Source organism: Dellaglioa sp. CoH-56-MRSF-12 (genome assembly GCF_056782075.1).
The window spans coordinates 180,000-193,542 of record NZ_JBXAYD010000003.1 but is presented as its reverse complement, the minus strand read 5'-3'; the positions used below and the strand labels follow the sequence as shown (position 1 = coordinate 193,542).

Genomic DNA, 13,543 nt, shown 5'->3' with positions numbered 1-13,543 from the left:
TTGGATAAAATGATGTGTTTTAGACCTTAAAAAAATTGTTAAACAAATATATATAACGTGGAAGAAGGTCTTTCCGATGAGAAAAAGGTTTAAACCTGTAAATAATGAAATGAAATGGGTAGGAATTGTTAGTATCGTGTTGTGTTTAATTGAACCATGGTTAATAGTTGTGAATTTAACGATTGGCATGTGGTTAGTGGGGACGGGTATGATTGGCATTGGAACTTATATTGAAAGACTACCCTTTTTTCAGAAAAATATTGGTTATCGTCTATGTGGTATGTTGTTATTTATATTAATTGCATTCATTAATACAATTTATATAATAGTAATTCTTCTACTGCTACAATTTCAAGGATAAAATAAATAGCACTTACAAGTTAAATATATAAAAAATAGGTTACAAAAGCTCGGCAGTATACCGAAGTCTTGTAACCTATAAGGCGGAAAATTTATTTAAGATGTCCCTGATCAGAGTCGAACTGATGACCTACCGCTTAGGAGGCGGTTGCTCTATCCAGCTGAGCTACAGAGACAAAAAGGCTGATTACTTCATTGTAAATGGCAAAAATAAATAAGTCAATTATTACTATTGTAGATTTTTAAATTCATAGTCATAATTTTCATTTACAACATGGCTAAGGTGTCAGTAGTTTCATAGATATTGATCTTTTAGTTCTAGCAATATTATATTTCTTGAGTGACAGCACAATTTTCTATTGTTATAATTAAACCATTAAATAATTTTATTTGGGAGTAAATAGCTTGATAAATAAGTTTGAATCTTTAAAAAAATATGGAACGGTATTTTGCGTTATTTTTATATTAAGTTTTTTTCTGACAGTTCCGCAGATACTTAATAATAGTTTAGTAGTTGGTGCTGATTCTCTATTCCATTTTAACCGTATCTATGATGATTATATGCAGCTTAAAACAGGTAACTTTAATTATTTTCAATCTAATTACGGTTTTCAACAAAGTGGTCGAATTGTTAATGCCTTATATGGACCAGGGTTTACTTACCTTTTAGGTGGATTACTAGGTATCGTGCATAGTTGGATTAAATTTGAAATTGTCACGTCATTCATAATTTTCTTTATTAGTGGATTTTCAATGTATTTTCTATCTAGAGAATTGAAAGCGACTAAAAAAAATTCAGTCTTAGCTGCTAGTCTTTTTATGGGTAGTTTCTATATCACTCGATGGTCAATCTATCAGAATTTTATGATATGGGGCGTTATGTTGATGCCTTTGATTGTCATTCTTGGGCTTAAAATGATTAAAAATAATGCTAAGGATTTAAAAGTACTACCTTTAGCATTAGCAGTTTCAGTGCTAATCCAAATTCACGTCTTAAGCGCCTTAATGTCAATTGGCGTTTTAGTTGTATTCTTTTTCATTGGCTTTATTCAAACTAACCAGAAATTACAACTTTTATTAAAATGTTTTCTAGCCAGTTTACTGGCGTTAGTTCTGACCTTTAATGTTTGGGGAGCTATGTTGGATGTTTTCTCAAATAATAAAATATATTCACCATTTGCCAATTCAAACATGTCTGGTTCAACCATGAACCTTTCAACTGGTAACTATAGTGGTACACAGTTTGGATTGGTTATGAGTATCATTTTTGTGTTACAAATTGTTTGGTTGTTTTCAAAAAGAAAAGAATTATCTCTAGCTAATAAGATTGTTACTATAATAGGAGCTATTTTTCTTGCTCTAACTACAAATTTATTTCCGTGGACTAGGATATCTATATTAATTCCACAGTTACAAAGTTTTTTACAGTTTCCTTATCGATTTGATAGTTTTACTACGATTCTATTAGTAGCGGGGTTCAGTGCTACAATTTCTACGTTACCTTCGCCGAATGCAAAGAAAAATTGTTCATTGTTTTTAATTGTCGGAAGTATTTTTATTTTAGGGCAATCGTATAGTGATATTCAGACTAAAAATGAAATTTGGAATTCAAATGAGTCAATTATAGCTAAAGGACATGTTACAACCCCAGATTCTTTAAGTACTGTCCAAATAAGAAATGCTTTTACTAATCGTGATTTAAAAAAAGGGTTAGAGGTAGCACAAAAATCAACTCCAGATTATTTACCTAATAATCAAGAATTAAGCAAGGATCCTTACAATGAATATAAAAATGAAATTATAATGAATAAGTCAAATATTATAAAAAGAGTGACAGATAAGGGTGATTTATCGCTTAGATGGACTGCAACAAAAATAGGAGAAACAATGTCCTTACCTATTATTGTTTATAACAATTCAAAAGTTACACTAAATGGAACTAAGCTTAATATAAAAAAGATTACCTTATCAAATATAGGTAGTCCAACGATTAAAGCAACAAAAAAAGGTATCAATAGAGTAACGCTTAGTTATCATTCAAAAATCATTACTAAACCTCGACTAATGATGGTTATTGCAGCGTGGGTGATTAGTAGCTTAGCTTTTATTACCTTTACTTATAGGGATTATAAAAATGACATTTAATATAAACAAACATATGATTTTAATATACTATATTAAGATATACTTTCTGAATTTGGGTTACAAAAACCTAATCAATAAAATAAGTAGTAGTGAAAAAGGTATAAACTAACAGAAATGCTAGTTTATACCTTTTTATGTGATCATTTATGCCCAATCCCCATTACGGAAAACGGGTACTGTACTGCCATCCTCACGAAGCCCATCAATTGACATGTCAGATGAGCCGACCATGAAGTCAACGTGCGTTTGGCTTAAATTTAAACCAGCAGCGGCTAATTCAGTATCGTTCATTTTAGTACCATCCTTAATAGAGAAGGGATAAGCGGAGCCAAGCGCTAAATGGTCACTGGCATTTTCATCGAATAATGTATTAAAGAACGTTATTCCTGATTGTGAAATTGGAGAAGGGTCTGGAACTAAAGCAACTTCACCCAATGATTTTGCGCCATCATCAGTCTCTAGTAAGTGCTGTAAAACTTCTTCACCTTGTTCAGCAGTTGCTTTAACAACCTTACCTGCTTCAAAAGTAAATTTCATACCACTCAAAGTAGTTCCTGCGTAGCTTAATGGTTTTGTTGAAGAAATGTAACCATCAATACGTCTAGAATCAGGTGCGGTGAAAACTTCTTCGGTAGGCATGTTAGCCATGAATTCATGACCTTGTGCATCAAATGAACCGGCGCCTTCCCACAAATGATTTTTAGGGAGACCGATGACGATATCTGTCCCTGGGGCAACATAATGTAAAGCAGAAAATTGTTCTTTATTTAATTCTTCAGCTTTTGTGCGCAATGTTAAATCATGTTGATGCCATGCTTCAATTGGATCTTCATGATCAATACGTGTTGTTTTAAAAATTTCTTCCCAAAGTCGTGAAACAGCAAGTTCGCCTTTTAATTCAGGAAAAACGAGTTCAGCCCAAGCAGTATCTGCGGCAGCGACTACAGTCCAACTAACGTCATTATTTTGAGTTGCTTTACGTAATGGACGTAGAGCTTGACCCATAGCTTTTTGGCGTGAGGCAATCTTTTCAGAAGGGATACCAGCAAAGGCATCAGGATCATCTGACATGACTGAGATGCGAGATGCTTTTTTAGCAACCCAATCTTCAACTTCTGAGGTTGCATAACCAGGAACGTCGACTAAACGGTCTAGTGGAGCAAATTCAAGGAATGATTTCGAGACATGACTATCTGCCCATTTAACGATAACTTCACTTGCGCCAGCAGCATAAGCTTCATTGACGATTAAATGAGCTAATTTTTGTTGGGTTACGGAAATTTGTAGGACGATTGTTTGGCCTTTTGAGACGTTAACACCGACTTTGACGATTAATTCAGCATATTTTTTAAGTTGATCTTCAAAATTTATTTTTGACATAGAAAGACCTCCAAATTTATTTATGAAATAATGATAACATATTAATGAGAAAATGATTAATAATTAGGCTATTAAATTTTTGTTAACAAAATCAGAATTTTGTCTTTTCTTTGGTATAATAGTAACTAATATAATCATTGAGGAGGCCAATTATGAAAAAAGTAAAAGTGATGACTGTTTTTGGGACGCGTCCAGAAGCAATAAAAATGGCACCTGTTGTCTTAGAGTTAAAAGAACGTACGACGGAGTTTGAAACAGTAACTGTCGTAACAGCACAACATCGCCAAATGTTGGACCAAGTCTTAGAGATATTTAAAATAACGCCAGATTATGATTTGAATGTGATGCACGCTAACCAGACATTAAGTGATACAACTCGAAATGTTTTACAAAAATTAGATGATGTTATTAAAGTAGAGCAGCCTGATATTATTTTAGTTCATGGTGATACAACAACAACATTCGCCGCTAGTATTTCAGCTTTTTATAATCAAGTGGCAATTGGACACGTTGAAGCGGGATTACGGACTTGGGATAAGTATTCACCGTTTCCAGAAGAAATGAACCGTCAACTAACAGATGTACTGGCAGATATGTACTTTGCCCCAACTTCGCAAAGCAAAACTAATCTGTTATTAGAAAATCATCCAAAAGAAAATATTTTTGTAACAGGTAACACAGCCATCGATGCTTTAAAACAAACAGTTCAAAAAGAGTATGACCATGATGTTCTATCAGAAGTAAATCCTGCGAATAAAATGATTTTACTCACGATGCATCGTCGTGAAAACCAAGGTGCACCTATGCGTCGTGTTTTCGAAGTGATTAAATCTGTCGTTAAAGATCAGCCAGATGTTGAAGTCGTTTATCCGGTTCATTTAAATCCAGTTGTTAAAGATTTAGCCGAAGAAGTCTTAGGTGGAGAACAGCGCGTTCATCTAATTGAACCGCTTGATGTGGTTGATTTTCATAATATCGCTGCAAAAAGTTACTTTATTATGACGGATTCAGGTGGTGTTCAAGAAGAGGCGCCATCATTAGGAAAACCAGTTCTTGTTTTACGTGATAACACAGAACGTCCGGAAGGCGTGAAGGCGGGTACATTGAAGTTAGTTGGAACTGACCCTGTGAAAGTCAAAGAAACCATGCTATCATTAATAACTAATAAGACAGAGTACGAACGAATGGCAAATGCTAAAAATCCTTATGGAGATGGGCAAGCAGCTAAACGAATATTAGATGCCGTTGCTTATCGATTTGGAGATAGTCAGCAAGAACCTGAACGTTTCGAATAAATGGAGGATTTCTAAAGCATGAGCAAAAGAACAAAACGTCCCATTATTATTGGTGTAACAGGTGGTACTGGTAGCGGTAAGACGACGGTTAGTAATGCTATTTATTCACAATTAGCTGGCGAATCAATCATGATTTTACAACAAGATACTTATTATAATGATCAAGCTGAAATGAGTATGGAAGAACGTAAAGCAGTGAACTATGATCATCCACTCGCGTTTGACAACGAACAGATGATTAGTGATTTGGAACAATTGTTGGATAATGAAGCAATTGATATGCCTGTTTATGATTACACACAGTTTACTCGTTCAAGTGAGACGATCAGAACAGAACCTCAAGATGTTATCATTGTTGAAGGAATTCTAATTCTAGGGGACGAAAAGCTCAGAAGTTTAATGGATATTAAAGTTTTTGTTGATACAGATGATGATTTACGTATTATTCGCCGTATCACACGTGATATGAAGGAACGTGGTCGCTCATTACAATCAGTTATTGATCAATACGTTAAAACGGTTAAACCAATGTATAATCAATTCATTGAACCAACGAAACGCTATGCGGATATTATTGTGCCAGAAGGTGGCGCAAATACAGTTGCTATTGATTTATTGTCAACTAAAGTCCGTGACATTTTACAACAAGACTAGCTAAAAAATCTCATACCAAAAAGTCCCCAAAAGTCTCATGACTTTTGGGGACTTTTTGGTATGAAAAAACTGTTGTTGGTAATAGCTTTTACGCTATTACCAACAACAGTTAGAGTGGACTTGTCATTTATGAACACTATTTTTGTCTAGTTTTCTATTTATAAAATGGAGTGTTATCATCGATAAAATACTAATAATCCAAGTTAAAATGACGAAAAACAAACGCCATGTAGTGATCATTTCCGATTGATATCTAAGCACTACACGATTACTCCCTTTTTTTGTTGCCTTAACAGTAGGGACACCTAATGCAGATAGAGATAATCGGTGTAATTGACTTCCATTTAAGGAGAGCTCTGAATTATTATAAACGACAATAGGAAGTGCGATGGATTCACCTTTTTTTGTCGCATGCCATTTAAGGATTAAATCACCATTTTTTGTAACAGTCTTAGTGATATTAGGACGATTCCTAACAATATCTTTCTTGTATTCTTTTTTATTATATGTTGTCTTTTGTTCTTGATTATTTGGTAAATAATCTGGGGCTATTTTTTTAACCACCTTTAATCCTTTTGATAAATCAGAACTAGTAAAATTAGTTCTAATTTGATCACTCGTTAGATGATTTGAAACGACAACGCTCCCTTTATAAATAAGAGGATCATTGGAATTCCAGAGCTTATTTTGCTGTTGAATATCAATATATGATTGACCTAAAATAAAAAGACTACTAATGATTAAAAATAACTCGCCAAACTTTTTAGGCTTAAATGAAGGTAGCTCAGAAAGAGAGTTGCCAAAACCAGCAAGTAATAAGACAGTTGCAAAACCATAAAAGCGGTAAGGAAATTGTAAAAAACTTCGAAGCTGTGGTATTAGATTCGATATTGTCGTCCAAGGAACAAGATTTGTTGATAACAGGAGAAATAAGGCTCCTAATAGTGTCATTAGCTTATTAGAAAGTGATACTTGTGACCACCTAGAAAATAGTAAAATAAATTGTAAAATGAAAATAACGCTCATAAATAGTCCTATAGATGAAGCGCTATAGCTAGTTGTTGAAAAACGCATTGTAGCACTAGCCATATCTAAGTGAGTGTAAGGCGAGTACAGCGTATTTCTTGTGAAAATTTCTAGCATAGCGCCCCAAACATTAAAGGTTAGAACAATAGTTAGAAGGGCCGCTAAGAAACATTTTGATAAAAGCTGTAATTTTTGATTTGTCTTGTAAAAACCGACAACAAAGAAGATAAAGATGACGCCAACCGACATTAAGGCACTTAAGACATGAATTTGAATAAGCGCTGAAATCAATAATGCTAATGGTAGTACTTTTAAATCCTTAGCATTATTTTTAATCATTTTAAGCCCGAGGATGACAATTAAGGGCATTAGCATAACGCCCCAAGACATAAAATTCTGGTTAATTGACCAACGGGTAACGTAAAAACTCCCCATAAATAGACTAGCAATCAATAATGAAATTTTCTTAGAGGATTGAAGCTCTCTAGATAGAAAATACATTGAGTAACCACTAATAAAGAAAATTAAAAAGGAGGTTATGATTTGAAATAAAATCCAATTATGAACAATTAAGAGTAAGATACCTAACAGATAAGCAAAACCTGGTCCATATAAGGCGTTAATAATGCGACCACTCTGTAAAAAACCATAGTTAGTTTGAAAATAACTAAAGTTACCTGTTTTAAATTGGATATAGGTATCGTAAATACGATTGAAATGAAAAAGCGAGTCACCACCTAAGACTAGACTGTGGTTGATTATTTGTGGAAGAACTAAAAATAAACTAATCAAAAAGATGGTTGTAAATACGATTAAACGATTTTTAAGATAACTGACTTTATTTAACAAGATAGTAAACCCCTAATAGATTTATTTAGTAGATGAGGTCATAATAATATCATTTATGTCTAATTAAAGTCTTCTTAAACGTCTCCAAATTAGAGGTGTTAAACTATAACTCCCCCAAACAATGAGGCCAAAAACACTTAAAAGAAAACCAGTTGATAAGCCAGGTGTTTGATAACTATAAATGATATGATGAGTTCCTTTTTTTAATTTTAAGCCAATAAAAGCGCTATTTGTTTTAATAACGGGCACGCTATGACCATTATCAGTCGCTGTCCAACCTGTAGAGTAAGGGATAGATGATGTTAGGATACCTAATTTATTTGTTGTTATTTTGCCACTAACTCTATTTGTAGCAAATTTTAATGAATTTAATTTATTTTTCTGGATTTTTTTAACATCATTTGTGTAAGTTTGACCAAGCGGAACGGCAGTAATTTTAAGGTTGAATGAGTAAGTCCCTGAATTTGATAAAAGTAAATCCAAACTTTTGGGCATTTGTTTTTGATAGCCCATATTTAGGGTAGCATCAGATAAAACTTTAAAGAAAGAAAGATTTTCAATACCCAATTGCTCAATCGTATTAGTCGTTAAATTAGATTTAACCCCGATCGAATAGCCTGTATTGGAAGAACCTGTCGTCAGTTGCTTCCTAAGCGATTTCTGTGCTGACCGGGGACCATTCGTATCTAATAACTGGTTATCTGGTTTCGTAGTATTATTAAAAATAGCCATATTCACTTGTTCTTTAGAGGACAGTGATTGGTGCTTAATGTTAGTTAATGAAAGATGCAATTCAGAATTTTGATATTTTTTTGCGTTCTTAATGTCAATCTGATAGCTATCTGAAACAGGATTATTACGATAGTGATTATTGGTAATACGTGTTTTTGTTTCGTTAGGTTCTCCGGCGTTCACTGTTTTTACAATTGTATAGGCAACGTTTTCAGTATCAAATGTTGATTGTTTCTGGTTAAATCCGGATGTATCCGCGATACTAACGGCTTTAGCTAATTGACGTTCTTGATCAGAAGCGGATAATTTAGCAGTTTTTTGATTTGAAGTGACATCAGATTGCCAATAAATTAATGGAAAATTATTCTTAGTTTCATAAAGATTGGTTTTCTCAGGTTTATTTTTATTTTCAGATTTAGTTTTGAGTAATGTATAACCATAGGGGATCTTTGACTCATTTGGCTCATTTGAATGAGTAAAGAGATACTTAACGCCAAAAAAGTTATTAGCGATTGTTCGATCATCAAAATTTTCAATCGGAATATTATTGTTATATTGAGCATTTTGTAACCTGTTTGAAAATACTCCGACTGCGCCATTTTGAATCGAGTAGTATGAGTTAATTAAATTTAAATCATTATTTAAATTATTTCGTAACATGTAGTTAGAACCAAAGTTATAATTTTGGCTAATCGTTGAAACACGAAATGAGTTAGATTTAGGAAGAGAATTATCTAATCCATCAAATAGATTAGATGATAGTTTCTGGTAACTACCAGAGGGCATTAAAGTCTTACTATAAAAGTTAGTGAAAGGTGATGCAAAAGAAACCCCAGTAAAGATCAAGTTCACTAGGATAAGACCGAATATGATTCGACCAGAATTTTTATTTTGACGGTAAAGTAAGATTGCGACAAAAAAAGAAATTAAAAAGATAACAGGAATGAAAATTTCTGTCGTCCCATTAATATAAAAGGGTAATGATACTAAAAGTAAATAGATACCAAGACAAATACTGAGGTATTTAATTTCAGGCAACGTTATTTTTTTGAGAGAATCAATGAAGAAGGCACTTCCAAGTGAAATGGGAACAAATAATAATAGAATCCAACGATTAGAAGGGGCTTGAAAACCATTAAACATCGCACCAAACATTGGGAATAGTAACATAATCAACCCAATTGAAAGACTCGTTGTCATTAGTGGGTAGTGTTTCCAATGGTAAAACAGATGGAATAATGCTAGAACAGCTAAACTACTAAAGCCAAATTTAACCCAGAAAGAAGATACTCCGCCAGCAAGTAATTGAGCAGGTAAATTAATGTAGTAATAAGCGGGGAAAGAGGTCAAACCATTTGCGAATAGACCACCTGACCGAGTTGAACTAAAGACCGCAAGAATTGACGGTAGCATGATAAAGGCAGAAATCAGTAAACTGATGACTGTACTGATTAAAAAAGTGCCCGCTGTTTTAAAGAAACTGAGATTTTTTCGATAATAATAAATGAAACGTAGTACTAAATATACAAAAGCACCGATGCCTAAGACTATGGCGAAGTAAAAGTTACTGATAAACATCCATGAAAAAGCAAAAATGAAGAAATGTGGTTTAAACCCTTGTAAAATTTTTTCTATTCCGACAATTATAAGTGGAAAAAGAATGAATGGTGTTAGGAAAAAAGGTTGCATTAGGGATGAATAAAGTGAAAAAGAAGTGAAGGTATAAATGATTGCCCCACCTAAGATCGCGCTATTCGTTAATTTAAAGTGTCTCGCAAAGAAGATAAATGATAGCCCCACGCAAAATAACCTCAAAATGAGTGTGAGCTGGTAAATAGTCACAACGGCACTTGAGGGAAATAATAGCGTAATATAGGCGAATACGTCTCCAATAACGTAATAAGCAAATGTTTGAAATTGATCTGCGCCAAGCCCTAATTTCCAAGACCACATTTGGAGTGGTTGAAAGGGATGGTTGATGAATTCACCAAGTAGTTGACGATAATTTTCTAATACAGGTAGATGCTGTTCAGCAGGATCATGACTTTGAATTAAAGAGTATCCAGCTAGTTTGTAAGTTCCAAAAATAAGAACAGCTAAAATTGCAAAAATGATAATGTAATAAAGATAGGTCATTTTTGATTTTTTTAGATCGAAACGAAACTTCTGCATAGCTGGAATCCCCCTATAATTAATCCTTTTTTGAACTGAAGACGTCTGATTCTTTAATAATATAGACGGGTCTGTTTTTGACTTCTAAGAAAATTTTACCTAAGTATTTACCAAGAATCCCAATACAAAACAATTGAATGCCACCCATCATTAAGATAACTGAAATCGTTGATGGCCAGCCAGCTGTTGGATCACCATAGAGTAACGCTCTAATAATAATAAAGATAATTGCAAAAAGAGAGCCAACAAATGATAGGAAACCAACAAATGTTGCAATTGAAAGAGGTACTTCTGAAAAGGCTATGATACCGTCTAATGAATATTTGAATAAGCCCCAGAAATTCCAACTTGTTTTACCAGCAACACGTTCTTGATTTGTGTATTCTAAGTATTCCGTATTAAAACCAACCCAACTGAAGATACCTTTTGAAAAACGATTGTATTCTGACATTGATAAGACAGCATCAACCATTTGACGGGTCATTAAGCGATAATCGCGGGCACCATTAACAATCTCAGTATCTGAGATGCGATTTATTAATTTGTAGAAAAGAGTAGCGAATGCAGAGCGAATCACAGGTTCACCTTGACGAGTTGTCCGACGTGTCCCCACACAGTCGTAGTCATTTTCTGGATCTTCTAAAATAGCTAACATCTTAGGCAAAAAGCTGGTTGGATCTTGTAAATCAACGTCCATAACAGTTACGTAATCGCCAGTCGCTTTTTGTAAGCCACAATATAAAGCAGCTTCTTTTCCAAAATTTCGTGAAAATGAAGCATAATGGACTGTTGCTGGATGATCTTTTTGTAATTGGCGCATTTCTTTGAGGCTGTTATCAGATGAACCATCATTAATAAACCAATATTCTAATCGGATATCTGGTAAATTGATAGACTCCTTTTCAACCGCATCAAAAAAAAGCGGAATAGATTCTTGTTCGTTGTAACATGGCACAACGATTGAAAGAACTTTGGTTGTCATAAATAAAGTGCCCCCTAGGATGAATTTACTGAATTTTATTTTATGATTTTTTGAAAATAAATAACTTACTAAAAATATAATTAATTAAAACGATGAAAATTTGATCAAATAACTTAACGAGTGATGCATCTAAGTGTAAAACAGAAACACCAATTGTCATAATTAATTGATCAATGACTAATGATAGAAGTCTAAAGCCAAAGAAAGATAAAACTTCACGTATTAAACCTGAAACATGAGTGTTCTTTGAGCCAAATACCCAAAGCTTATTAGTGACGAATGCAAAAACAACCGAAACAAACCATGCAATTACGTTTGCAAATTGATAATTTACACTAAGGTATGATTGGAAAACAACAAAAGTAACGATGTTAATTAGGGTTGTTAGACCACCAAAAATTAAATACGAAATTAGGGCATAATGTTTATGAAATAATTCATTTATTTTATTCATGACTAGTTTTCACTGCTAGTTACTTTATCAAATAGCTCTTTAGCAAAAGCTTCTAATTTAGTGATATCTTCTTCTTCAGGTGCTAAATCGATTTTTAGATTAGCTGAACCCTTTGTTGCGCCTGCTTCTTCGAAAGCTGAACCAAACTTATCAACAGCAGTTCCAAAAAACTCACCATAAAATGTATCGCCAGAACCGGCAACACCGAATAATTTACCGGTTAAATCAAGCTCCTGTAAGTCTTCATAAAAGTCCATGCCTTCATCAGGAAGTGAGCCTTCGTCATAAGTATAAGGAACGACAACGCTGATATCGAAGTTAGTTAAATCAGATGCATCTGATTGTGAGATTTCTTCCATCTCAACTGTTGCACCTAAATTTTCAAATGCTTCGGTAATAATGTCAGCGATGTCTTCATTATTACCTGTAATTGTTGCAAAAATAACTTTAGCTGAAACCAAACTAAATTCCTTCTTCCATATTAAAATAGTAGTTAAAGTATATCAGATAAAAAAACGATTGTGAAAGGAATTGAGTATCTCGTAACAAATTCTATACAATTGCGGTATAATAGTTGAGAAGAATTATTTATTATAGGAGGAAACAAATTAAATGATCACATTAAAATCAGAACGCGAAATTGAAGAAATGCGTGCTTCAGGTGCTATTATTGCAGGGATGCATAAGGGATTACGAGATATTATAAAACCAGGTATTTCTAGTTGGGAAATTGAAACTTTCTCACGTAAGTATATTGAAAGCCATGGTGGTGTTGCTGAACAAATTGGCTTTGAAGGCTATAAATATGCGACTTGTGTCAGCATTAATGATGAAATTTGTCATGCTTTCCCACGTAAAGGGTTAATTTTAAAAGATAATGATTTAGTTAAAGTAGATACAGTTGTTAGTTTACATGGCGCAATGAGCGATTCTTGTTGGAGTTATGTTGTTGGTGAATCTACACCAGAAATTGATAAATTAATGGCAGTAACGCATAAAGCCCTTTACTTAGGAATTGATCAAGCCGTTATTGGTAACCGTATTGGTGATATTGGTCATGCTATCCAAACTTATACTGAAGACCAAATGGGCTATGGTGATGTTCGCGAATACGTTGGACATGGCATTGGACCTACCATGCATGAAAGTCCTTCCGTACCTCATTATGGTCAAGCTGGTAAAGGATTACGTCTTAAAGAAGGGATGACAATTACTATTGAACCCATGATTAATATTGGCGGTTGGGAATCAGAAAGTGATGATCCTAACGGTTGGACAACAAGAACTGCTGACGGTAGTTTGTCGTGTCAATATGAACATGTTATTGTTATCACAAAAGATGGTCCTAAGATTTTAACCTCTCAAGATCCAGAATTTGATGCGAAATATTTATAAAATAGATAGCTACAATGAACTGCTAACTTAATTGTTTAGCAGTTTTTTTGTATAATGTAGCGGATTCATGATAGAATTGTAATATTCGTAGAGTTTGAG

Annotated in this window: 11 protein-coding genes and 1 tRNA gene; 5 read left to right on the top strand and 7 right to left on the bottom strand. The window is 33.8% G+C overall.

The window, feature by feature from the left end; all coding sequences use genetic code 11:
• Window positions 1-76 precede the first annotated feature (76 nt).
• Window positions 77-361 (top strand): hypothetical protein, encoded by a 285-nt coding sequence (locus AC1RPY_RS04595; protein ID WP_481761558.1) that lies wholly within the window; start codon window positions 77-79, stop codon window positions 359-361.
• 101 nt (window positions 362-462) lie between these two features.
• Here AC1RPY_RS04595 and AC1RPY_RS04590 read toward each other — a convergent pair.
• A tRNA-Arg gene (locus AC1RPY_RS04590) sits at window positions 463-536 on the bottom strand.
• 229 nt (window positions 537-765) lie between these two features.
• Here AC1RPY_RS04590 and AC1RPY_RS04585 point away from each other — a divergent pair.
• Window positions 766-2,505 carry a DUF6541 family protein gene (locus AC1RPY_RS04585; protein ID WP_481761557.1) on the top strand — a complete coding sequence of 580 codons (1,740 nt, stop codon included), beginning with the start codon at window positions 766-768 and terminating at the stop codon, window positions 2,503-2,505.
• Between the two features lie 144 nt (window positions 2,506-2,649).
• Here the strand turns inward: AC1RPY_RS04585 and AC1RPY_RS04580 are convergent, their stop codons facing one another.
• Window positions 2,650-3,885: an aminopeptidase gene (locus AC1RPY_RS04580; RefSeq protein ID WP_481761556.1), complete on the bottom strand. Its 1,236-nt coding sequence runs from the start codon at window positions 3,883-3,885 to the stop codon at window positions 2,650-2,652.
• Between the two features lie 152 nt (window positions 3,886-4,037).
• Between AC1RPY_RS04580 and wecB the strand changes: the two genes are divergently transcribed.
• Together wecB and udk are read left to right on the top strand one after the other, a co-directional pair.
• Window positions 4,038-5,180, top strand: coding sequence for a non-hydrolyzing UDP-N-acetylglucosamine 2-epimerase (gene wecB / locus AC1RPY_RS04575; protein WP_481762184.1), 1,143 nt, complete (start codon window positions 4,038-4,040; stop codon window positions 5,178-5,180).
• A gap of 18 nt (window positions 5,181-5,198) precedes the next feature.
• Window positions 5,199-5,834, top strand: coding sequence for a uridine kinase (udk, locus tag AC1RPY_RS04570; protein ID WP_481761554.1), 636 nt, complete (start codon window positions 5,199-5,201; stop codon window positions 5,832-5,834).
• Between the two features lie 123 nt (window positions 5,835-5,957).
• On the opposite strand, the gene AC1RPY_RS04565 is transcribed toward udk, so the two are convergent.
• The 5 genes from AC1RPY_RS04565 to AC1RPY_RS04545 all read right to left on the bottom strand — a co-directional run bounded on the left by AC1RPY_RS04565 (window position 5,958) and on the right by AC1RPY_RS04545 (window position 12,510).
• On the bottom strand, window positions 5,958-7,709 hold the full coding sequence (locus tag AC1RPY_RS04565) for an MFS transporter (RefSeq protein ID WP_481762185.1): 1,752 nt from the start codon (window positions 7,707-7,709) through the stop codon (window positions 5,958-5,960).
• Window positions 7,710-7,772: 63 nt separating this feature from the next.
• Window positions 7,773-10,613 (bottom strand): YfhO family protein, encoded by a 2,841-nt coding sequence (locus AC1RPY_RS04560; RefSeq protein WP_481761552.1) that lies wholly within the window; start codon window positions 10,611-10,613, stop codon window positions 7,773-7,775.
• A gap of 19 nt (window positions 10,614-10,632) precedes the next feature.
• Window positions 10,633-11,595 (bottom strand): glycosyltransferase family 2 protein, encoded by a 963-nt coding sequence (locus AC1RPY_RS04555; RefSeq protein WP_481761551.1) that lies wholly within the window; start codon window positions 11,593-11,595, stop codon window positions 10,633-10,635.
• 40 nt (window positions 11,596-11,635) lie between these two features.
• Window positions 11,636-12,049, bottom strand: coding sequence for a GtrA family protein (locus tag AC1RPY_RS04550; RefSeq protein WP_481761550.1), 414 nt, complete (start codon window positions 12,047-12,049; stop codon window positions 11,636-11,638).
• Between the two features lie 2 nt (window positions 12,050-12,051).
• Window positions 12,052-12,510 carry a flavodoxin gene (locus AC1RPY_RS04545; protein WP_481761549.1) on the bottom strand — a complete coding sequence of 153 codons (459 nt, stop codon included), beginning with the start codon at window positions 12,508-12,510 and terminating at the stop codon, window positions 12,052-12,054.
• Between the two features lie 151 nt (window positions 12,511-12,661).
• On the opposite strand from AC1RPY_RS04545, the gene map reads away from it, so the two are divergent.
• Window positions 12,662-13,444 (top strand): type I methionyl aminopeptidase, encoded by a 783-nt coding sequence (gene map, locus AC1RPY_RS04540; RefSeq protein ID WP_409022111.1) that lies wholly within the window; start codon window positions 12,662-12,664, stop codon window positions 13,442-13,444.
• Window positions 13,445-13,543: the final 99 nt, after the last annotated feature.